The sequence below is a fragment of the Sphingobium sp. LB126 genome (assembly GCF_002795205.1).
GTDB classification, from domain to species: Bacteria; Pseudomonadota; Alphaproteobacteria; order Sphingomonadales; family Sphingomonadaceae; genus Sphingobium; species Sphingobium chungbukense.
The window spans coordinates 250,401-272,029 of record NZ_NETV01000001.1 but is presented as its reverse complement, the minus strand read 5'-3'; the positions used below and the strand labels follow the sequence as shown (position 1 = coordinate 272,029).

The window sequence follows — 21,629 nt, the reverse complement described above, 5'->3', positions numbered from 1 at the left end:
GCCGTGTTCAGCGCGTAATGCGCTTGGGCGAGGTGAATGCGGTCGGCGGTAGAGGTTTCGCCGGGAGAACCTGTCCGCGTGGGTCCGACGTGGAGGTAACCGATCCGCGCGCAACCCAGGCTGCGAGATCCTCGACCGAATAGACAACGCGGCCGCCGAGCTTGTGATAGGCAGGTCCCGTTCCGTAGGTTCTGTGCTTTTCCAGCGTGCGCGCGGACAGACTGAGGAAATCGGCGGCTTCCTTGGTGCGCAGGTAGCGTGGCGGCAAGGCGGCGAGATCAGGTCGCATGGGGTGGCCTCCGTGGTTGTGCAGGATGCCGCTGACGATCAACGGCATGACATGCGCACGGTGGCGAAGGCGCGGCGGCATGGGGGATGAGGAAGATCGAAGGGGTAGAATCCTCACCCTCGATCAGACGTCAGTGTCAGGGTTTGCGACGATGGCGCAAAAGGTCCTGATAACCGCCGTCGATCAGCGCGGCGGCAGATCGGACAAGGGCGATGACAGAGGCGCGCAAAGCCGATGTCTTCCACGGCTCAGCGCGAACGCGCGCCTCTCCGTAGATGGCGATGGCAATCTCACGATAGGTCGCGTGGTTGGCGTTTCCGTCGGCAGCTTGCATCATCAGGCGAAACCGCCGGCGCTGATACGGCGTCATCCTGGGGTCGCGGCGCGCGGGTTTCCCGGCCAGCATGTGCCAGAGCCTGAGAATGGCTTCGAGCCGATCCGGCAGATTTTCGTCAAGTGGCAGGATGATCGCCGGCTGCGAATTGGCATCGGTGCCGGTGAGGGTCAGATATTGAACGCCGTCTCTGGCATCACAGACACCATATGTCCCCTCTGGTCCGCAGATGGCATCAGCAAGATCGACCGATAAGGCGGACGGAGAAGGCGGAAGAAAATCGGGCGCTGCCCCGAGCATCAGCATGTCCGGATTGGCAACAGGCGACCAGATGACCGGTTGGTCGAGCGCGGAAAAGCCGGGGTCTGCCGGGAAATCGCAACCCCCAGCGATGTTGGACATCATCCGCAAAGGGAAGATGCCCGGCGCCTTGCGCTACAAGGTCATCGAAACAGGCCTGATAGGACGCGTTACGGCGCAGGCATTCCCAGGCGACGCCCTCAACGGGCAGCGCATCGTAGAATTCATACTGGTCCTGGTCTCGCCAGCGGGATGTATCCGGCTTCATTGCTCCGCTCCTGGTTGAAACTGCACAGGTGGAGCGTGAAAGAATTGCGGTGCCTCTACCGAGATGGAAGCCAGAACAAAGACATGGGGTGATGCTCTGAAGGCATCACTGGTGCGACGGCGGCGAGGTCAGGTCCGATCTGTCGGATGACGCAGCAGCTGACGATAGCCGCTCTGTGTCATCCAGCGCGCCCGTCCCAGATGGCTGTCATGGACCTGCCGGGCGCGTTCAGGTTCCCGAACAGGATCAATTCCGAACAGCACATTGACGGCTTCGGCCCATTCCGCCCCATCATCGGCGGCATCGAGCAGCCGCATATAGAGCTTGATATGCGCGCGGTCATATTCGGTCAGCTCGTCGCTAACAGGTGCAATATCGTCGAAGGGGGGAAGCGGAGATGTCATGTCGCGGGTCGCCACAGAGCACAGGCCGCCGCAGCGGATCGATGATTCCGCCCGCGCCCGTCAGGCGTCATGGATCTGTCGGTGTCTCTTCTCGTCTTGGCCATGTACCAGCAACACTCCTTGCCCGCGATCCGTGGACAGGAGAACAATCCCTGCTGCTTCAAGCGCCCGGCGCACCTGATCCCGCGTTGTCTCATACACCTCGAGCCGGTTCTCGGACTCAAGGCGTTTCAGGGCAGTCAGCGATATTCGGGCCTTGTCAGCGAGCGTCTCCTGCGTCCAACCCAGCAACGCGCGTGCGGCCCGCGACTGTCGAGCGGTGATCATGCATGATCACCTCCCATCGCGACCGGCGCGCATTCCAGAACTACGGCTATTTTAGTCGTCTTCGCCCGATACGCCATACGAAATCGTCGAATCTGGTCAGGGCGTTATCTGCACGGCTGAGCATGCAGCCCGACTGATTCGCCTGTATGCCGCAATTGCAGCACTTGTGCTGGCCGTAACGCCGACCAGCGCAGAATGATCCCTAAACGCTCCATGGGAAATGATAGTGATATGTTTGGAGATCATTTTCTTTGCGTTTTGCGCTGGATATGGTACCCATCCAGATCAGTGCAGCAAAAATGATCCGTAAAGGCATCACATGAAGGCGGAAGAAGAAACACTGAGGCTGATCGGCGACCATTTTCGCCGCGCGCGTCTTGCAGCGGGGTTGACGCAGGAGCAGGTGGCCGATCTTGCGGGCATTTCGCGCCCGCGCTACCGCGACATCGAGACGGGGGCGGCGGCTGCGCGCACCACGACATTGATCAACATTGCCAGGGCGCTTGGGCTGGAAATGATGCTGGTCCCGCAGGCAATGGTGCCCGCCATCGAGGCGCTTTTGCGCCCCGAGGCCGAGGATGATCATCCGGCCTTCAGCCCGCAACCGGAGAGCGACGATGACAGCCGTCCGTACCGCTGAGACCATCACCGCGCTGGACGTGTTCCTGAACAGTGCGAAGGTTGGCACGATCGTCAGGACGCCGGGTGATTTCAACGCCTTCAGCCTTGATCCGGCCTATCGCGCGACTGGAGGCCATCCGGTTCTGAGCCTATCCCTTCGCGCGGCATCAGGGGGCTTGCGCAAGGATCCGCGACCCGTCGCAGGCAGCCTGCCGCCCTTCTTTGCCAACCTGCTGCCCGAAGACCGGCTGCGCGAGGCGATGGAAAAGCACCATGCGGGTAATGTGCGGTCGGGGAATGATTTCGATCTCCTGGCCACCCTTGGTGCGGATTTGCCGGGGGCCGTTCGGGTGCTGCCCAGTGACGGTCAACCCGGCATCGGGGCGGCGCCAACCCAAGGACGGCCCAAGGCCCGCTTCTCGCTGGCAGGCGTGCAGATGAAGCTCTCGGTGATGAAGAACACCGGCAAGGGCGGCGGGCTGACCTTGCCGCTCGGGGATGACGAGGGCCAATATATTGCGAAATTCCCCTCGACCGCCTTTCCGGGCGTGTCGGAGAACGAGTTCGCGAACCTCGCGCTTGCCGAAGCCATCGGCATGAATGTGCCCGAGCGGGAACTGGTCAGCCGAGACCAGTTCGAGGGCATTCCCGAAGAGTTTGAAACACTTGCCGAGGGGCTTGTCCTGCTCGTGCGGCGTTTTGATCGCGGGGCAGACGGGCAGCGCATCCATATCGAGGATTTCGCGCAGGTTTTCGGCCTGTACCCGGCGCGCAAATATGATGGCGCCGCCTCCCACGACATCGCCTCTGTGCTGAATGTTGTGATCTCGCCGTTCGCCGCGCTGGAGTTTGTCCGGCGGCTGACCTTCTCGGTGGTCATGGGCAATGGCGACATGCACCTCAAGAACTGGTCGCTGATCTATCCGGGCGACGGCGACACGCCCGCTCTAGCACCGATCTACGACATGCTTTCGACCGTGCCCTATATTCCGGCAGATGGGCTGGCGCTGTCTCTGGGCGGCGAGCGGGCCTTCAAGGGCTTGGCCCCGGCCCGCTGGAAGACGTTTGCCAATCGGGCAAGGCTTCCCGAGCCAGCCGTGCTCAAGGCCGTTGTCGAGACGGTGAAACGCATTGATACGAAATGGTGGACACTGCCGGAGCGCGAAGTGGTCCCGCCGCCCGTGCTGGAGCGCATCGACGCCCATGTCAAAACCATCATCCCGATCCTAAGCGCCTGATCCGTGCCAGACACGACAGGGCGCGGTGGCGTGACGACTTTCCCGCGGACATGAGAAAGGCCCCGACCTTGCGGTCGGGGCCTTTGTGCCGCGCCTTAGTCGCCGCGGCGACCGTTGGGGCGGGACCAGATGAGGGAGAAGGTTTCGCCTTCTTCGTCATCGAAGAGGTTGGCGTAGATCGGAGCGTTGAAGCTCGGATCGTCCAGCTTGAGGCCGAGATAGTCGCGGCCCTCGTTGGAGCGCTTGGACCAGGCGGCGCCGATCTCGGCGCGGCCGACCAGAACCCGGTGGCTGGGGGCGTTTTCGCCGGTAGCGCGCAGGTCGGGGATGATGCGCACGCCCTTGGCCTGGACGCTGAGGGTGACGATGTCGCCGGTGAATTCGTTCGAGCCGGTCTTCTTGAAGGTGCCGATGGTTGCCATTTTAAGTCTCCGTTTTCCGTTTCCGAGCCCGCACCATTGCGGCCTCTATGGCGATCGACCGGCCGGAGACGAACGCTGGCGCACCCCCTCGGGGGCTGGACAGCACAGGAGGAACTTTCTTGTTCCGCGCGGAATGGCGGCTCTGCCGTCAGGGGAAGAAAGTTGTGACGACGCTGTTGCGCTAAAGCGGTCGAAGCGCGTCGCGCTGCTCTTCGGCCAGATCAGGCCATTGAAGAGGCCGTTTGGAGTGGTCGAGACACGGGGGCTGAACGGAGATGTGGCAACCTTGAGGCTCCATCAGGATGACCTGACCGGCAACACCGGCCTTTCCTGTCACCCTGCGTCTCAGATCATGCGCATCTCTGCTTCCGGCCTGTTCCACCGGCATGCCACCACCCGCGGGTTCCCGTCAGTCTGCACGCGCTGGTGCCGACCGTCCTGCGCTCCTATGGGCCGCGTCTGTGCCCCAGGTTGATCCGGTGATTGGCCGCTGTCTGTCACCATTTTCCTGACGAAGACGGAAGACGATCAGCATCCGCTTCTGGTCGCCATCAACGGATCATTGCGGTTCAGGTTCGTGCAAAGCCGCCGTCCGCGTGGTCGGTTGCCGCCATGCCCGCAACGCGCAGGAACGCCGTCACGCCCACCGCAACCGCTCCGATCACCGAGAAGATGAGTTGCCATATCTCCGAGGGCATCATGTGCTTGACAATACCGAGCGTGGCGTAAAATCCGGCCATTCCCGCCGGAGCGACGAAGGCCAGAGCAATCAGCAGACGCGCCCACATCGGGCGGATCAGCATGAGCAGGCCCTGACCAACAGCCAGCGTCAGACCGGCGGCGAGAAGACCAACGACGATGCCGCCGAGCCAGCCAGCCCCAGTATCATAGGCCAAGGCGCCTGCATTCAGGCCAATAAAGAACGGCAAAGCGAATACGGCGAGATTGAACAGCAGCCAGCACATGGTGCCGATGGCTGCGATGGAAACGAGGATTCCGAGAACGATCATGGTGGTGTCTCCGTGCAAAAGGTTGGACGGTTGCGCCTTCCACCACCACCATGGCGCAATCACAGCATAGCAGCATTCCTCTCACCGCGCGAGAAGCGATGGCTTTCGAGGCCAGGCCTGTCCGAAAACTCGCAGTTTGAATGAGAAAGCTTATGCGTCTGGTGGACCAGTATCTGCTGCACCTCTACGATGACCATATCGTTGGGCGGAAGGATGCGGGTTAAAGCTATGGCAGAAGTCGATTGGTCAGATCGGGCATTTTATGATGACGGCGAATGGGTGACATGGTCAGACATTGACGAACAGCTTCGTCACAAGGAATGGGGAGCGAAGTATCCAAACGCCATCCGATCAATGATCCCGTATTTTGAGGACCTGATCTCACTCGCTGAGAGCTACCATCTGGAGACGGGCCTGCATTTATCGGTGTATGGCGACATCGGTGAGCTGTTCGGTGCCATCACCTACGGCATCAAGTTGAACAAGACCTACGCGCAAGGTTCGGACGGCAAGCTCGAAAATGATCATGTCGAGATCAAAACCATCACTCCTTTCAAGAGCAAAGACGTGGTGATGGTGGATACATCAAGGCATTTCAGCAAGCTGCTCGTGGTCAAAATTAATGCGGAATTCCAGGTCTCCGGGCGAATGGTCAGCCGCAAGCAATTGCCAAAGCGCTCAGGCCGTTATGTCCGAATTCGTTGGGACGACCTGGCGCTATTGCAGTAGTGCTTATGCTGAACAGGCAGCGCTCACGCGCTGCCGGTCCCGAAGCGATAAACCGGGATACCCATCTTGCGAGCCTTGTCGGCCAGATTGTCCTGAATGCCCGTGCCGGGGAAGATGATGACCCCGATCGGCATGATGCCGAGCATCTGGTCGTTGCGCTTGAACGGCGCCGCCTTGGCATGTTTAGCCCAGTCAGGTTTGAAGGCGACCTGCGCGACTTTGCGATTGCTGGCCCAGGTGGCCGCGATGCATTCCGCGCCCTTGGGCGATCCACCGTGCATCAGAACCATGTCCGGGTGCTTGGCATGGACCTGATCGAGCTTGGCCCAGATCGTCCGGTGATCAGTCGTGTCTCCGCCCGAGAAGGCGATCTTTGGCCCGGCGGGCAACAGCACCTCGTTGTCGGCCCGGCGTTTGGCGGCGATGAAGTCGCGGCTGTCGATCATGGCCGAGGTCATCTGGCGATGGTTGACCCGTGAACCGGAGCGTTGCGACCAGGGCGTTCCGGTGGTGCGCAGATAGATGTCCGCGGCAGTCTCGCGGAAGATTTCCATGCTGTCACGGCGCTCGATCAGGCTTTGTCCCGCGCCGATCAGGGTTTCCAACTGGACGGATTTAACCTCGCTGCCGTCCTGTTCGCGTTGAAGGCGTTTCTGCGTCTGCTCGTTATCGTCAAGCTTGCGCTCGATCCGTTCGACAGCGCGGTGGAAGGTGTTGACGGTGGACCAGAGGATTTCGTCGAGGTCGAAATCGAGGCTGGTGTCGGCCATGGTGGAAATCAGGGCGTCGAAGATGTCGGAGACTGCCCCCTGGATGACGTGATCTTCGGGTGTGATCCGGGGATCGGCCTCGTCTTCGGAGGGGCGGTAGCCGTAGAGTTCGAGTTCTTCGATGGCATGGCCGGTCGGGGACGTGCTGTGATCGGGTTCGAAATCGTCGTGTGCGTACATGGGATGCTTCCGTCAGTTGGACCGCGACCGTCGCGGCCTTCATGGCGAGACACGCCCACGGGCACTCCGGTCTGGCAGCACGAGCCTCTGGCGAGGGCCTTGATGGCAAAGCCCGACTGATTTGTTTCGCGCTGTAAAGGCGGGCTTGCCCGCCGACGGAAATCAGTCGGGCGCCGCCATTGCCTGACCGGAGCGTTTGTGGGCCGATCGCCCTCTCGGAAGGCCAAGGCGCGGTCCTCTTCTGATGACAGGCAGCCTGCGCGCATGACCGGATCGGAACGCCCCCGATCACGGCCCCATACCGGCTATGCTATTGAAGCCATGAAGCGGCTGACGTCCTCGGGGGCGATTTGCACCCGGATCTCTGCTCGAACGGCATCCAGCCCATGAGTTACGAGATCTTCGTTGAAGTCCCCCATCATGGGCGAGAGCGTGATGGTCTCGATTCCGACCTCGTGCGCCCGGTCCACCAGGCTATCGCGGGCGCTGTTCCCTGCCGGATCGTTATCACGGACGATATAGAGCCTGCGCAGTTGCGGCGGGAACAGAATAGCGGCGAGATGTCCGGCCGAGAGTGCGGAAACCATCGGCATGGTGGGCAGAGCCTGACGCAGTGACAGGATGGTTTCGATACCTTCCCCTGCTGCCATGACATCCTGCGCATCACCGAAACGAACCGCATGTCCGAGCAGGTCGCCCATTGCCTTCCTTGGCGGATCGACAGGTGCCTTGCCGGAACCGTCAGAGGCCAGCCAGGTGCGGTGCGCGCCGGTGATCCTGCCAGCGAAGTCGGTGACGGCGGCGATCATGGCGGGCCAGGTTTGCGTCGGGCCATCGTCCTCGGGCCGCCAGTAGCAGTTGGGATGGAAACGCAGATTTGCGGTTTGGCGTAAATCCGTCATCCCGCGTCCGCGTAAATACGCTTCTGCGGTACTGCCGATCAGCGGCTGTGTCATGCGCCAGAGTCGGCGTGCGGCCTCCGATGATCCCGATGGTGCTGGCGGGCGAGACTGACGGGATGGCGGCTGCGGTTCAGGATGCCGCAGGCTGAGGAAGCGCCGGGCTTCTTCGGCAACGTCTGTGAAATCGATCAGGCCGAGCGAGTTCCGGATCACGTCCAGCAGATCGCCATATTCCCCCGTGGCCGAGTCCTGCCATTTACCGGCAATGCCTTTCACGCTGTCGTGCAGCCGGACGAACATGGAGCGGCCAGCCGTGTTTCGGACATCGCCAACCTGCCAGTAATTGCCCTGTTTGCGACCATTCGACAGATAGTGGCGGCACACCGCCTCGGCCTGTCGGCTGAGACGCTGCGCGAGTTCCGAAGCATTGAGACGCGCCATTATGCGGCCTCCCGCTCACCGATGCGCAGGGCCGAAAAGCGGTCAAGCAGTTTGCCGATGATCTCCGGTCCCGTTACATCGACGGGCACGAAGAAGCGCAGTTTCCACGAGATGATCTCACTGAAGAGGCCATAGGCTCGCAGCCGGTCACGCATCGCATCGGTAAAGCCGGTCAGTTCGATCCGGTTGGCGCCCATGACGCGGACGCGGCGCAGTTGCAGCCCTTCGGCGAGATCAAGGATCGTGCGACCTTCGATCAGCGCTGCATAGGCGGCGTCCGGTGTCAGGCTGTTGGTGACGCCACTGGTCGAAGCATTGGCGGCCCAGGCCGGCGATACCCGGCGACCGATGATGCGTTCGCCCTCGTCGGTCTGCAGCCGATAGACGCGGGCGGAGTCCTGCGGCAGGCGTTTCCAGATCGGCAGAAGCAGCCCTGTCACCATATGCAGGATGCTGTCGGTGAACTCCGGCACCTGGGCCAGTTCCGCCTTCCAGGCTGTGGTGAAGGCGGCACGGTCAGCCTCGATCCAATGGGTCTCGCCCATCGCCCGCACCGGAATGTTCATCGCTTCCATCGGCCGGATCAGCCGCACGCGCCTTTCGATCTCACCATCATCCAGCATGACGCTGGTGGTCGGGACCTGAACGGCAGCGCGACCGGATCGCTCGTTGATGAGCAATCTTGCGCGGGGATCATCCAGTTCCGCCAGGGCGGCATTGAGCGTAACCGGCTGATTGCGTTTGCGCTCGGTGAGCGTCAGGAGCCGGGTTTCCGCGCCGGTGCCCGGATGGGTGTGGATGACCTGCCGGTCTGTGACGATGAAGCTTTCGGCCTTCAGCGTCTCCAGCCCCATATCATAGGTGCCGGATGCGATTGCTCCGTCGATCCGTGCCTGCAGAAGCTGCTCGAAGGCCGAGAACAGGATGCCCTGCAATTCGATGGTCAGCGCCAGCAGGCGGTTGAGGAAGGTGGTGATCGGCGGCAGTTCGTCCTTCACACCGGTGCTGTCCATCAGCTTCAGGCCGGTGGCGGATTCAAACCGTTCGAGCGAGCATCCCTCGACCTTCCCGCGCACGATCAGCAGATAGAGCTGGCGCAGCGCATCGCGGGCATAGGCGGATTCCAGATTGTCCTCGGGACGGAACAGCCCCTGACCGCCTGTCTGGCGCTGGCCGCGTGTAATCGCGCCCAGCGTGTCGAGGCGGCGGGCGATGGTCGAAAGGAAGCGCTTCTCGGCTTTGACATCCGTGGCGATGGGCCGGAAGAGCGGCGGCTGCGCCTGATTGGTGCGGTTGGTGCGGCCCAGCCCCTGAATGGCGGCATCTGCCTTCCAGCCTGGCTCCAGCAGGTAATGCACGCGCAGCCGCTGGTTTCGCGCCGAGAGTTCGGCGTGATAGCTGCGCCCCGTGCCACCGGCATCCGAGAAGACCAGAATGCGCTTCTGATCATCCATGAAGGCCGAAGTCTCGGCAAGATTGGCAGAAGGCGCACGGTTCTCGACGGCTAGGTGGGCCGCTGCTCCAATACCCTTGCGCACGATCCGGCGTGAGCGGCCCGTGACCTCCGCCACAATATCCGTGCCGAAGCGCTGCACGATCTGGTCGAGCGCACCGGGGACAGGCGGAAGCGAACCCAGCTGCTCCAGCATCTCGTCGCGCCGCGCCACCGCTTCGCGGCATTCCACCGGCTGACCATCGCGGAAGACGGGGCGTGACGACAGGTTGCCCTCGCCATCGCTGAAAGGTTCATAGAGCTGCACCGGAAAGGAATGCTGCAAATACGAGCCGACATATTCCCTCGGAGTGACATCGACGGAAATATCATTCCATTCCTCGGTGGGGATCTCGGATAGCCGCCGTTCCATCAGCGCTTCGCCGGTCGAGACGATCTGGATGACGGCCGCATGGCCCGCTTCAAGATCGGCATCAATGGACCGGATCAGGGTCGGGGTTTTCATGGAGGTCAGCAGATGGCCAAAGAAGCGCTGCTTGGTGCTTTCAAAGGCCGAACGGGCGGCGGATTTGGCCTGCCGGTTCAGCGTCCCCTCGCTGCCGGTGATGTTGGCGGCTTCCATCGCCGCGTCCAGGTTCCCATGAATGACAGCTTATCGCGAGGTAGCGATAATGCGCAGGAGCGCGGCATAGTCGCTGAATTCCTGCACTGTCGTGCGATCTTGCTGCACATTATTTTGATTGCGAACCTCGGTGGTCTCTGGACCAGCTGAGGAAACAATCATGTTGCAGACGCACGACGAATTGATCGCCGAACTCTCGAATTTGCTCACGGCGCAGAATTATAACCCGGTGGTTGTGGCGAACCATCGACTCTACGCGCGCGCATTTCTCGATTATCTGGCCGAGTGCGACATGCAGGTCGAGACTGTGACGCCTCAGCAGGTCGACCAGTATTTTTGCTATGCAATCCAGGATTTTCAGGCCCAGTATGGCCGAGTTCCCTGTCCGCGGTGGCACATGTTGCCCCGCACGTCAATCAACAAGCTCCTCCGGCTTGCTCAAGGCAAATGGCCGCCCGAGCCGGAGATAATCGAACCGGAAACTGTGTACCGGCAGGCGATCTGCTGCGAATACGAGGCATGGCTGCGCGACGAGCGCGGTCTGGCAAGCGCTACCATCGCGGCGCTTATGTGGGAGGCACGGAACTTCCTGCGATGGCAGTTCGAACGGAGCGGTGCTGCCAGCCTCGACACGTTGAGCATCGTGGAAGTCGATCTCTACATGGACATGCGCGCGCCTGGATTAAGGCGCAAATCATTGGCCGATGTCGCTGAGCGGCTCCGGTCGGTGGTGCGCTATCTGCATCGGACGGGACGCATCCCGACTGATCTCACGCCGCACATCATCGGCCCCATGCTTTACGCCTATGAAGATGTGCCCTCGACGTTGGACAAGAGCCAAATCGCCGCGGTGTTGGCGACGACGAAGAAGGACGGATCGCCGCGAGGAATGCGCGATTTTGCGGTACTTCAACTGCTTGCCACATATGGGTTGCGCGAAGGTGAGATATGCCGCCTTCGGCTTGAAGACGTGAACTGGCGCGGAGAATCCCTGCGTATCCGTCACACCAAGACCAATGCGTACTCCTACATGCCGCTATTGGCGCCGGTTGGTGAGGCGCTGCTCGACTATCTGCGTCATGGGCGCCCCCAGGTCGAGGGGCGGGAAATCTTCATCCGATCCTGCGCGCCCTACATCGCAATGACAAACCTGTACGGCATGATCCGCGGGCGGTTAGCAGCCGCAGGCGTCGAGCCGCCGGGAAAGCGAGGAGCGCATGTCTTCCGCCACGCGCGAGCGGTCGAACTACTGCGGGCGTCGGTCCCGCAAAAGATCATCGGCGACGTGCTCGGGCATCGATCAATCGAATCCACCAATGCCTATCTCAAGCTGGCGACAGATGATCTCCGAGCCGTGGCGCTCGAGGTACCCGGCTCGGAGATGCTGTCATGAGCGCCTGGCACGATCCCGATTGCACCGTTGTTGACGCCTTCCTGGAAAAATCGCAGTTCCGGCCGGGAAGCAGACCGACTTATCGCTGGTTCCTTCGCAGCTTCGAGGATGTAGCCCGACGTCATCCCGCGGTTGACCGGCAGATGCTCGACGTCTGGCTGAAGGAAATGGAAAAACGTTGGCGAATGCCGACGCTGCTCAACCAGGTCTGCATTGTCGATCGCTTCCTCGAACACCTCGTCGAAATCGGGCTGATCGCCGAGAATCCCGTTGCTGTGCTTCGTCGTCAGTACAACGCCAAACAAAACAAGCCGATCTGGCGGGCTCTCGCTTCCCCCAATCCCGACGAAGCCCTGGCCGCATTGCGACGGCCCGCGCCCTACGGCAGCGTGCTGGGGGACTTCATGCGCGAGCATGTCGCGTTGATGCGCAGCCGGGGCTATCAGTATGAGACCCAGGCTCACTGGCTATTGCGGTTCGATCGGTTCCTCCAGGCGAACCCCGAACTTGCCGGGGCATCGCTTGAGACAATGCTGGCGCGCTGGGCAACTGCCAAGCCGACCCGCAATCACGCGGCTGAATGTCAGAAGCTGGGGCGCATCCTGACCAAGGCGCGGTATCGCCTTGATCCCAGAATCCCGCCAAAACGCTTCAACGCCCGGCCAGAGCGGGAAGTGGCGCGCGAGCATCGACGGCCGCATATCTTCAGTCCGGCCGACGTCCGGCGGTTGCTCGATGTTGCCCGCTCGTATCCGTCGCCGGATGCTCCGCTGCGGCCTATGGTCCTCTACACGATGGTGGTTCTGGCCTATTGTGCCGGACTGCGCCGTAGTGAACTCGCCGGGCTTGATCTGGGTGACGTGGACCTTCAATCGGACACGATCACGATCCGGGAAACGAAGTTCTACAAGACCAGGATCTTGCCGCTAACCGGCAGCGTCATGGCCGAATTACGGGCCTATATCGATGCAAGGCGGCGCGCCGGCGCCCCGCAGGATCCGCGGTCCGGGCTCTTCTGGCACGAGCACTTCAATGATCGCTATACCCCCGTGACGGTCTCAACGATGATTACCAACGTCATGCGCCGCGCCGGGTTCAAGCCCCCGACGGGGCGGGCGGGACCACGCGTTCATGACCTGCGCCACTCGATGGTCGTGAACCGAATCCTTCAATGGTATCGATCCGGCGTCAATCCGCAGGACAAACTGCGCTTTCTCTCCACCTATATGGGGCACCGGGACATCAACTCCACGCTGGTCTACATCACTGTCACGCAGGACCTGCTGCATGAGGCAAGCGAGCGGTTCCGTACCGTTGGCGTCCGATGCCTCACAATGGAGGCGCGGCCATGACGAAGAGCAATCCGTTCCCCGCGTTGTTGCGGGCGTTCTTCCAGGAATGGTTGGCCGAGCAACGCAGTGCTTCGGTTCATACGATCCGGTCTTACCGCGACACCTGGCGATTGTTGCTTCGGTTTATCGCGGAGCGAAAAGGCGGCGGGGTTGCGCGGATCACGCTGGCCGATGTCTCGGCCGGCGAGGTGCGCGCGTTCCTCCATCATACCGAGCATGGGCGCAAAAGCACAATCGGCACGCGAAACTGCCGGCTCGCAGCGATCCGCAGCTTCTTCAGCTACGTGGCGGACAAGGATCCCGAATACATTGCGCAATGCGCCGAGGTCCTGACCGTCCCGCTGAAGCGGGAGCCCACCGCTGCACCCTGCTATCTCGAGACGGGGGAGGTCGAGGCGATCCTTGCTCAGCCCGACCGATCGACAATCGAGGGGATGCGCGACCATGTGTTGCTCTCGTTCCTCTACAACAGCGGCGCGCGCATCCAGGAAGCTCTCGACCTCTGTACCGACGCGATCCGGTTCGACGCACCGAACTTCGTGCGTCTTTACGGCAAGGGGCGCAAGGAACGCATCTGTCCGCTCTGGCCAGAAACAGTGACGTTGCTCCGGAAGTTGTTGGAACGCCAACCACGTGGGGCAGAAGAGCGAATCTTCGTGAATCGATACGGTGAGCCCCTGGGCGCCTCCGGGGTGCGGTTCAAGTTGGCCGCCTATGTTGAGGAAGCCGCCAAATCCATGCCGACGCTTCGGTCCAAACATGTGACGCCGCACAGCTTCCGGCATGCCACCGCCGTTCACCTTGTCGCTGCCGGGGTCGACATCACCGTCATCCGCAGTTGGCTTGGACACGTCAGCCTCGATACGACCAACCACTACGCACAGGCCAATCTGGAGACCAAACGAAAGGCGCTTGAACAGGTAGGCGCGCCGGCGGCGAGCAACGTCCCACCATCGTGGAAACGCGATGCCAGCCTGATGGAATGGCTCGACACCCTGTGAAATAATGCGAAGGACGTGGCGAAGTGTGCCGCCGCTTTGCGGGGCCGCGCCGCGCTCCTGCGCATTATCGCGACCTCGCGATAAGCGGTCTTATGCGCAGCTGCGCATAAGATCGCGAAGGCGGCAGCATATGAGTCGTAGATGTGCCGCTGTTCGTCCGTGAGCTGATGCTCGATCAGTTCATATTCGACGCCATCATAGGAGAGTGAGCGGGCGGTATAGAGGCCGAGAGATCGCAGGTCGCGGGCCAGGACCTCCATGGCCGCAACGCCACCGGATTCGATCGCCTCGACGAACTCGGCGCGGGTCTGGAACGGAAAGTCCTCACCGCCCCAGAGGCCGAGGCGCTGAGCATAGGCGAGATTGTGGACGGTGGTGGCGCCAGTCGCCGAGACATAGACGACGCGGGCGTCGGGCAGCGCGTGCTGAAGCCGCAGGCCCGCACGTCCCTGCTGCGAGGCGGCGACATCACCGCGTTCACCTTTTCCGCCACCGGCATTCTGCATGGAATGGCTCTCGTCGAAGATAATGGCTCCATCGAAATCGGACCCCAACCATTCGACGATCTGCTTGACGCGGGAAACCTTTTCGCCCCGGTCATCGGAGCGCAGCGTGGCATAGGTGGTAAACAGGATGCCTTCCGATAGCGTGATCGGCTTGCCCTGCGGGAAGCGTGACAGAGGTGTGACAAGCAGCCGCTCCATGCCGAGCGCCGACCAGTCGCGTTGCGCGTCCTCGATCAGCTTGTCGGATTTGGAGATCCAGATCGCCTTGCGGCGCCCTCGCAGCCAGTTGTCGAGAATGATGGCGGCGGACTGGCGACCCTTGCCAGCGCCGGTTCCATCACCGAGCATGAAGCCCCGGCGAAAGCGGATCGATCCGGCAGCATCCTCGGGCGCGGCGCTCACATTGTCGAAATGCTCGTCCACGGTCCAGGCGCCGGCGAGATGATCGGCGTGGGCTTCACCGGCATAGATCACCGTTTCAAGCTGGGCGTCCGACAGACGCGCGCAGATGTCGGGCGGCAGCATGGGCCGGTAGGAAGGCTTGGGCGGTGCGACCGAGGCCATGGCGGCGGATTGCACCAGCTTGGTCGGATGCGGCTTTGCACCAGCGATACGCAGCGATTGCAGCGCATATTCCTCATAGATCGCGTCGGACAGGCGAGCGCCTTCCGGTGGCGTCCAGTCCACGGTCTCATAGGCGAGTTCGACGCCATCAGGATCATTGGCCGAAGCAGCGACAGATCGCGTAGCCGCCGAGCGAGCGAGATAGCCCCGCACGGTCTTCGGCGCGGTGGCCGAAGCGGAAACCACGATCTTCGGCAATGACACTGGCAGGCGCGGCGGAACCTGTTCCTCGATCCATCCGATCAGCGTGGCAACATCAGGCGCGATCCCCGGCGAAGCCGGCAAACTGGCGGGATCGTCGGCGGGCAGTTTGTCGATAACGGTCAGCCGCGTGTCGATCGTGGTGCCGTGCTTTGCATAGACCGCACCATCGACGGCAGCGCTGAACACCACGCGGCCACGGGCCTGCAAGCGGATGAAGGCGTCCCGCCATGCCGGAGCTTCGGGGCCAAAGCCAGCGCCGGTGATCGTCACCAACCGACCGCCGGGAGCAAGACGGGCCAGTGCCGCGGCAACATGGCGATAGGCCGCATCCGCGACACGCCCGCTGACATTGGCCATGACCGAGAATGGCGGGTTCATCAGCACCACGGAGGGGACAGCATCCGGAGCCAGATGATCATCGATCTGGGCGGCGTCGAAGCGGGTGACGGCAAAAGCCGGAAAGATCTGGGCAAGCAGATCGGCCCGGGTCTCGGCCAGTTCGTTGAGGATCAGCGAGCCGCCGATGGTCTGCGCCAAGATCGCCAGAAGGCCGGTGCCCGCCGATGGTTCCAGCACCCTGTCATCGGGCGTAATCGCGGCAGCCGTCAGAGCGGTAAGGCCGAGCGGGATCGGCGTCGAAAATTGCTGGAAGTTCTGGCTTTCCTCGGAACGTCGGGTCTGCGTGGGCAGCAGCCCCGCGACCTTTGCCAGCACGGAAATCCGTGCAGCCGGAGACGCGGCTTTACGGAAAAGCGCCTTTCCGTATTTGCGCAGGAAGAGGACCGTGGCGACCTCGCAGGCCTCATAGGCAAGCTTCCAGTCCCAGACGCCGGTAGCGTCAGATGCGCCGAAGGCCGTTTCCATCACACCGCGCAGGATGGCAGCATCGACGCGCTGACCGCGTTCGAGATGGGGGAGCAGATGATTGGCCGCAGCCAGAATGGCGGGCGCAGCCGCCATTGGCGTGACCGGATCGGTCACGGGGAACACCATGTTCATGTCTGGAACCTCAGGAGAGCGAAAAGGACAGGTCCGAACAGCGCTCTCTCTCGACCGCCCGGACTTAACCCCTTCCGGCCCGCCTCTGACTCTCAAAGCGCAGCTAAAAAAAAGCGCCCCGACCGGACGGTGGGGCGCTTGTCAGTGTCTTCTCGGGATCATCCGAAGCGGCGACCAGCTGCGGTGAAGGTGTATTCATTGGCGGCAATGGTTTCATCGACAGCCTCGTCCGAGGACAGATAATCATACTCGCGCTCAAGCTGGCGGTAGAGCCAGCGGGCCAGATCGCGCAGCGCCTCGATGACCGCCTCCTCGGCATCAGCGGTCATGTCCTGCCAGGTCGGGCTGTCGCGCTCGACCGTGATCGACATGCAGTATTCGTGATAATAATGGCCGCGATGGCTGGCATCGGCGCGAAGCTGATAGAAATTGCGGCGCTGGATCGCCTGAAGGGCATCGGCGATGCGGTGCAGTTCGGTGTCCTGCGGGGCGTATTCTCTGATCCGGCGCGGCCCATGTTTCTGGTAGGAGTACCAGGATTCAAAGCAGGCACCGTCACCTTGTGAACAGAAGCCGCGGAACCAGATGCAGGGTTCCTGCCGTGTGCCGCCGCCCATCAACCGGACGGCACGGGTCTTGAGCTTCAATCCGAGGATTTCCGTGATGCGCTGGAAATCCTCGTAGACGGCATCGTACCAGTCATAATCGAAGCCGCCTTCGCGATACCAGGCGCGGGCCTTGTCCTTCGCTGCATCGGACAGCTCATCGAGACGATAGACGGTGGTTTCGATGATCTCAGGCATAGGGATCGCCTCCCTCCAGCACGGTGGAAAGCCAGCCGTCGGTATAGATCCAGTCCACCGTTTCGCCGGTGGCAAGATCGAGGACATGCGCCCCGCCACCAAATCCGTCGATACGCGGTTTCGAGCAGCTGTTTGCGTACTGGAAACCCCATAATCCGCTGAGGCCAAATTCGGCAGCGCAGCGTTTGACAAACTGAACGACATGCTCGGGATCGCCGGTGACATCATCGCGCATCCAGAGTTGCGTGCTGCCATGTTCTGGCTGGATGGAAAGCAGGAAGCCATCTGAAGGCGGATCCTCAACGGCATTGTCATCCGCCAGAGCGTTGTAGAGATCAAGCGCGCGGGCGGCGTTTTCGGGGGTGCCCACGTCAAGCAGGCAGGAAAAGTGCGTGTAATAATCGGCCATGACGGTCTCCGGACATGACATGGCCCGGCGTATGGCCGAGCCGAATGGGATGGAATGGGTGAAGCTCAGGCGGCCTGCGGCAGGCGGAGCAGATCGGCCGAGGTTTCGCGCCAGAAGGGATCGACCAATCGGGCCTCCAGCGCAGCGGCGCGGTAACGCAGCCGTCTCGCATCGCCGGGGTCCGAAGCCCGGAACGCCATACCGCGCAGGCGGCTGGCCTCGGTCACGATCCTGCGTGCCTCGGCATCGGACGCGACTGGCTGTTGCCAGAGGATAATGCCGGCGCGGATTTCGCCGGCGAGGACCAGGCGCTGATCTCGGTCCTGAATGAGCATGATGCGCGGCTGAAAATACGGGAAGCTGTCCGGCCCCGTGCAAATATTACCGCGCGCCACGCGCAAGGCTGCGGTCTGTATGGCCTCGTCCAGTGATGGGCATTCCCCAAGCGGGATCACGCGGTCAAAGCTGTTCGCCGCGTCACTGGCGTCATAGCTGGCCGCGCCGAGGCATGAGATGCGCAACGGCAGCTTTTGCGACCGATAAAGCGCGGGCAGAACATCGGCAGCCAGAATCTGACCGATGGAACGGAAGGTTTCGGAACGGGCAAAGGTCATCGGCATCACTCCATGACGGGCGCCGAAAAGCCTCTCTCTCCAGCCATCAACCCGTCACGGCCGAACGGCCCGCACTCTTCCTCTCTGACCGGGCTTGTTCCCGGTTCCGCTGCCGACGATGGGGGGCCATCTTGAGGCAATGAAGGCCCGAAGCGCGGGTCTCCGCGCTCGGGCCGTCGGGGATGAGGCGCTTTCGCGCCTTATTCCCACGGGTCCAGCTCCAGCTTCACCATGTCGTCGTCGCCGTCGAACTCGGCGGCAGGGCACGCGGCGTGGGTGCCGTCTCCGGCCTGGAACACAACGATCGAAACCATCAGCGTGGCGGCAAGGCTGGCGGCGAAGGCGGTGGCATCTGCATAGGACATGGGTTCCGGCTCCTGTCTTTGGGAGGCGGGGGACCATCCCCCGCGCGACAGGCGCCCGAAGTGTCTGACCGGATCTGCAATCACCCGAGGGCGTTCGGACTTTTCCCGAATCCCCGAGGGCGGCACGCGCGCGTAAGCCGACCCCTTTGGGGTTGAATGTCAAAGAGACGGATCGGACCAAGGTTTGCGAATGGAAGCGGGGGTGGTTTTTCGCATCTGACAGGATGCCGGATACCCGTCGCAGATGCTCTGCCGCGTCAGCCTTGCCACCATGCTGGCATCAGGATCGTGTTCCTTCAGGCCAGAGATGGCTGCCGCTTGTCCTGATCGGGATGGCGGATTGCATGGTGAAGCCGGATTGGGCCCGTCCGGTGCAGACATCCCATCCTCACGGCCAGAGACCCTGCGATCGGGTCTTCAGCTCCAAAGCCCATCGGCAATTTCGCGGGCAACCATCGCGCGGGCTTTCATCATCAGATCGTCGCCCGATGTATCGATGTGACCATAGAAGCGCGCACGGCCGCCATGGGCAGTCCATTCGGCATAGCGGCAGTATTCACGGGCATCGAGCCGGAAAACGCGCATATCTTCGGCCCAATGGGGCTTTGGCTCCACAACAACGGTCATGCCGTCGCGGCTTTCCTCCCAGGGCAGTGTACGCTCCAGCGGACGGTTTTCCCGATCCTGAGCAAATATTTCATCAACGTCGATGCTGGCAGCCATGGCGGCTCTCCAAAGAAAAAGCCCGATCACGAGGATCGGGCGAGTTACGGAAACGGAGCGGTTAGAACGGGGCGACCGAAGCCGCCCCGCATGAGTGCTATTCAGCAGCGACCATATGCTGTTCTTCCTCATCGTCAGCGGGGTCGTCCTCGCCATCGCCGGAGAGGAAATCGGGCAGATTGTCGGCTTCCGCCGCAATGCCCGATGCCGGGTCGACTTCGATACCCTCGTCCGCCATGCGCAGCGGCTCAGGCAGCCAGCCGGTTTCCGCCAGCAGGCGTTCGGCTTCCTTGGCCATGTCGCCCTTCTTGAGATGTCCGATCAACTCGGCGGCCCGGTCTCCGGCCCCTTCACGTACAGCTTCAAGGATACGCGGCTTGGTCACGCGGCCGAGATAATTGCCGACCGTCGGCCGCCAGCCCACGGCCACCATGTCGAGGCCGGTCGAACGGGCCAGCCGGTCAGCCTGCGACAGGCGGATGTCCAGCCCGTGCTGGCTGACGCCCGTGCCGCTGTAAGGGTTCGGCTTCTCATAGAGCGCATTGACACCGAAGCTGACGCAATGGGCGAGTAACTCCATGCGCGACCCATCGTCCAGATCGGTCAGCCAATCCCAGAGGGCGGCATCGTCTGCCGGGACATGATCGCACCAGCGTTCGTGGCGGTCAGCGATAGCCTTGGCCGACGCGCTGTCGCGCAGATCCTCGGCCTGTGCGGGCAGATGAACCTCCCGGACCTGGGCTTCGAGGCATCCCTTGCTGGAATGCGGCATGAAGCAATCCATGGCCAGCCTGTGCAGCAGTGCCGTCATAGCGACATGCGGGTTTACTGCCACCGCATCCCGCAGCGCCAGCGTGCGATGCGCGGTCAGCTCGCTGACCAGGCGATCGGGCAGCGGCTTGATGATGTCGGCCTCGTCTTCCTCCTCAGTTTCGACCGCCTGGCCGCCCAGCGTGATAACTGCACCCATGCGGCTTACCTCCGGTTCTGACCGCTGGATCACCTCGCCGGTTTCCGGGTCAACGATTTCAGCTTCCGGTTCCGCAGGCGTTTCATCTTCGGCGCGAACATAGCCGCGCTCGATCAGCAATGCGCCATCGGCGTCGATGCTGATGAAGACACCCGCCATGCTGATCTGGTCCGGCTCGAAGGTCATCGGACGGCGCTCGAAGGTTTCCAGAGCCAGTTCGATCTCACCCAAGCGGGCGTCGATCTCGTCAGGCAGCTCGTCCGCCTCGCCATATTCGACTTCAAGCCGGTCATACTCGTCGCGCAATGCTTCGCGGGTGGCGCGTTCCTCTTCGCTCAGATCGACCGTGGTGCCGACAATCTGGCGTAGGCCATGGTCGTGACCATAGGGGAAGGTGATGGCGACCTCGATCCATTTCCAGCCCTCGGCGGCGATGGCTTCGCCCTCGGCCTTCAGTTTTTCGCCCACCAACCGGTCGAGCAGCACCGGATCTTGCAGCCAGCCACCATCGTCCTGCTGAAAGAGATCACGCAGCACGCAGCCGCCAGCCTCTTCATAGGCATCGATACCAACGAACACCGCCCGTTTGTCGGCGGCGCGGACTGTGGTTTCGGTCAGCAGGCGTCGGATGTGGTAGGGTTCCTTCTGCCAGCCATCCCTGATCGCTTCCCAGACCTGCTCCTGACGGGCATGGTCAGAACTGACGCTGAAGGCCATGAGTTGTTCCAGCGTCATGCCGTCCTCGGCATAGACGTCGAGCAATGCCGGTGAGACGGAAACCAGACGCAGGCGCTGCTTCACCACCTTGGCATCCACAAAGAAGGCGGCGGCGATGGCTTCCTCGGTCATGCCCTTTTCGCGCATGGCCTGGAAAGCGCGGAACTGATCGAGCGGATGCAGCGGAGCGCGCTCGATATTCTCGGCGAGCGATACCTCGTCGATCAGCACATCGGCGCTGGCCTCCGACACCACGCACGGGACCGGCGCACTTTTGGCGAGGCGCTTCTGCTTGACCAGCAGTTCCAGCGCCCGGAACCGGCGACCGCCGGCGGGCACCTCGAACATGCCGGTTTCCTTGCCCCCGGCATCCACCACCGGACGGACATGCAGGGACTGGATCAGGCCGCGGCGGGCGATGGACTCGGCCAGTTCCTCGACCGAGATGCCGGCCTTGACGCGCCGGACGTTGGACTGGCTGAGCACCAGCTTGTTGAAGGGAATGTCGCGCGAGGACGACAGGGTGATCTTCTGAACGGCAGTGGCCATGTCAGTTACTCCATGACGGACGCCGGTGAGCCTCTCTCTCCGGCTATCAGCCCGTCACGAAGCGAAGCGCCGCCCTCTTCCTCTGAAGAG

At 62.2% G+C, this 21,629-nt stretch carries 21 protein-coding genes and 1 pseudogene; 6 read left to right on the top strand and 16 right to left on the bottom strand.

Annotation, left to right across the window (positions count from 1 at the left end; genetic code table 11):
- Nucleotides 1-7 precede the first annotated feature (7 nt).
- The 4 genes from CAF53_RS01295 to CAF53_RS01275 all read right to left on the bottom strand — a co-directional run bounded on the left by CAF53_RS01295 (nucleotide 8) and on the right by CAF53_RS01275 (nucleotide 1,922).
- Nucleotides 8-289, bottom strand: a complete 282-nt coding sequence (locus CAF53_RS01295; RefSeq protein WP_010336149.1) for a helix-turn-helix domain-containing protein — start codon at nucleotides 287-289, stop codon at nucleotides 8-10.
- A gap of 136 nt (nucleotides 290-425) precedes the next feature.
- Nucleotides 426-1,025, bottom strand: coding sequence for a DUF2285 domain-containing protein (locus CAF53_RS01290; protein ID WP_242443348.1), 600 nt, complete (start codon nucleotides 1,023-1,025; stop codon nucleotides 426-428).
- Between the two features lie 294 nt (nucleotides 1,026-1,319).
- The gene (locus tag CAF53_RS01280; protein WP_020818552.1) at nucleotides 1,320-1,595 is read right to left on the bottom strand and encodes a DUF2285 domain-containing protein; all 276 of its coding nucleotides are present in this window, start codon (nucleotides 1,593-1,595) and stop codon (nucleotides 1,320-1,322) included.
- Between the two features lie 60 nt (nucleotides 1,596-1,655).
- Nucleotides 1,656-1,922: a helix-turn-helix transcriptional regulator gene (locus CAF53_RS01275; RefSeq protein ID WP_020818551.1), complete on the bottom strand. Its 267-nt coding sequence runs from the start codon at nucleotides 1,920-1,922 to the stop codon at nucleotides 1,656-1,658.
- Between the two features lie 319 nt (nucleotides 1,923-2,241).
- On the opposite strand from CAF53_RS01275, the gene CAF53_RS01270 reads away from it, so the two are divergent.
- Complete coding sequence (locus tag CAF53_RS01270) at nucleotides 2,242-2,562, top strand: helix-turn-helix domain-containing protein (RefSeq protein ID WP_009450556.1); 321 nt, start codon at nucleotides 2,242-2,244, stop codon at nucleotides 2,560-2,562.
- Entirely contained in the window at nucleotides 2,540-3,781 is a 1,242-nt protein-coding gene (locus tag CAF53_RS01265; protein ID WP_100237030.1) for a HipA domain-containing protein, read from the top strand. The genes CAF53_RS01270 and CAF53_RS01265 overlap by 23 nt, the downstream gene beginning before the upstream one ends.
- A gap of 95 nt (nucleotides 3,782-3,876) precedes the next feature.
- On the opposite strand, the gene CAF53_RS01260 is transcribed toward CAF53_RS01265, so the two are convergent.
- Together CAF53_RS01260 and CAF53_RS01245 are read right to left on the bottom strand one after the other, a co-directional pair.
- On the bottom strand, nucleotides 3,877-4,203 hold the full coding sequence (locus CAF53_RS01260; RefSeq protein ID WP_038146388.1) for a DUF736 domain-containing protein: 327 nt from the start codon (nucleotides 4,201-4,203) through the stop codon (nucleotides 3,877-3,879).
- A 569-nt stretch (nucleotides 4,204-4,772) separates the two neighbouring features.
- A complete protein-coding gene (locus tag CAF53_RS01245) occupies nucleotides 4,773-5,213 on the bottom strand; it encodes a hypothetical protein (protein ID WP_038146389.1) in 441 nt (146 codons plus the stop codon).
- Between the two features lie 228 nt (nucleotides 5,214-5,441).
- On the opposite strand from CAF53_RS01245, the gene CAF53_RS01240 reads away from it, so the two are divergent.
- Nucleotides 5,442-5,942, top strand: a complete 501-nt coding sequence (locus CAF53_RS01240; protein ID WP_038146393.1) for a hypothetical protein — start codon at nucleotides 5,442-5,444, stop codon at nucleotides 5,940-5,942.
- Nucleotides 5,943-5,965: 23 nt separating this feature from the next.
- Here CAF53_RS01240 and CAF53_RS01235 read toward each other — a convergent pair whose 3' ends face one another.
- From CAF53_RS01235 to CAF53_RS01225, 3 genes are all read right to left on the bottom strand, one after another.
- Nucleotides 5,966-6,892, bottom strand: coding sequence for a DUF2493 domain-containing protein (locus CAF53_RS01235; RefSeq protein ID WP_038146396.1), 927 nt, complete (start codon nucleotides 6,890-6,892; stop codon nucleotides 5,966-5,968).
- 305 nt (nucleotides 6,893-7,197) lie between these two features.
- Nucleotides 7,198-8,235, bottom strand: a complete 1,038-nt coding sequence (locus CAF53_RS01230) for a toprim domain-containing protein (RefSeq protein ID WP_100237029.1) — start codon at nucleotides 8,233-8,235, stop codon at nucleotides 7,198-7,200.
- On the bottom strand, nucleotides 8,235-10,100 hold the full coding sequence (locus CAF53_RS01225; protein WP_197707432.1) for a strawberry notch C-terminal domain-containing protein: 1,866 nt from the start codon (nucleotides 10,098-10,100) through the stop codon (nucleotides 8,235-8,237). Before CAF53_RS01225 ends, CAF53_RS01230 begins: the two co-directional genes overlap by 1 nt.
- A gap of 370 nt (nucleotides 10,101-10,470) precedes the next feature.
- Between CAF53_RS01225 and CAF53_RS01220 the strand changes: the two genes are divergently transcribed.
- From CAF53_RS01220 to CAF53_RS27945, 3 genes are read left to right on the top strand one after another with little or no spacing between them, the layout of a single operon-like run.
- A complete protein-coding gene (locus CAF53_RS01220) occupies nucleotides 10,471-11,703 on the top strand; it encodes a site-specific integrase (RefSeq protein ID WP_066704301.1) in 1,233 nt (410 codons plus the stop codon).
- On the top strand, nucleotides 11,700-13,055 hold the full coding sequence (locus CAF53_RS01215) for a tyrosine-type recombinase/integrase (protein WP_066704304.1): 1,356 nt from the start codon (nucleotides 11,700-11,702) through the stop codon (nucleotides 13,053-13,055). The genes CAF53_RS01220 and CAF53_RS01215 overlap by 4 nt, the downstream gene beginning before the upstream one ends.
- Nucleotides 13,052-14,056: a tyrosine-type recombinase/integrase gene (locus CAF53_RS27945; protein ID WP_066704306.1), complete on the top strand. Its 1,005-nt coding sequence runs from the start codon at nucleotides 13,052-13,054 to the stop codon at nucleotides 14,054-14,056. Before CAF53_RS01215 ends, CAF53_RS27945 begins: the two co-directional genes overlap by 4 nt.
- A 107-nt stretch (nucleotides 14,057-14,163) precedes the next feature.
- Here CAF53_RS27945 and CAF53_RS01205 read toward each other — a convergent pair.
- The 7 genes and pseudogenes from CAF53_RS01205 to CAF53_RS01180 all read right to left on the bottom strand — a co-directional run.
- Nucleotides 14,164-16,389, bottom strand: a pseudogene (locus CAF53_RS01205) (strawberry notch-like NTP hydrolase domain-containing protein); the annotation flags it as partial.
- A gap of 158 nt (nucleotides 16,390-16,547) precedes the next feature.
- Nucleotides 16,548-17,192, bottom strand: coding sequence for an antitoxin of toxin-antitoxin stability system (locus tag CAF53_RS01200; RefSeq protein WP_100237026.1), 645 nt, complete (start codon nucleotides 17,190-17,192; stop codon nucleotides 16,548-16,550).
- Nucleotides 17,185-17,601: a hypothetical protein gene (locus CAF53_RS01195; RefSeq protein WP_038146402.1), complete on the bottom strand. Its 417-nt coding sequence runs from the start codon at nucleotides 17,599-17,601 to the stop codon at nucleotides 17,185-17,187. The genes CAF53_RS01200 and CAF53_RS01195 overlap by 8 nt, the downstream gene beginning before the upstream one ends.
- 65 nt (nucleotides 17,602-17,666) lie before the next feature.
- Nucleotides 17,667-18,215 carry a hypothetical protein gene (locus CAF53_RS01190; RefSeq protein ID WP_197707328.1) on the bottom strand — a complete coding sequence of 183 codons (549 nt, stop codon included), beginning with the start codon at nucleotides 18,213-18,215 and terminating at the stop codon, nucleotides 17,667-17,669.
- Nucleotides 18,216-18,415: 200 nt separating this feature from the next.
- Complete coding sequence (locus CAF53_RS27460; RefSeq protein ID WP_009450567.1) at nucleotides 18,416-18,580, bottom strand: hypothetical protein; 165 nt, start codon at nucleotides 18,578-18,580, stop codon at nucleotides 18,416-18,418.
- Nucleotides 18,581-18,997: 417 nt separating this feature from the next.
- Nucleotides 18,998-19,303 carry a hypothetical protein gene (locus tag CAF53_RS01185; protein ID WP_009450568.1) on the bottom strand — a complete coding sequence of 102 codons (306 nt, stop codon included), beginning with the start codon at nucleotides 19,301-19,303 and terminating at the stop codon, nucleotides 18,998-19,000.
- 97 nt (nucleotides 19,304-19,400) lie between these two features.
- Nucleotides 19,401-21,539 (bottom strand): ParB/RepB/Spo0J family partition protein, encoded by a 2,139-nt coding sequence (locus CAF53_RS01180; RefSeq protein WP_066704144.1) that lies wholly within the window; start codon nucleotides 21,537-21,539, stop codon nucleotides 19,401-19,403.
- Between the last annotated feature and the right edge of the window lie 90 nt (nucleotides 21,540-21,629).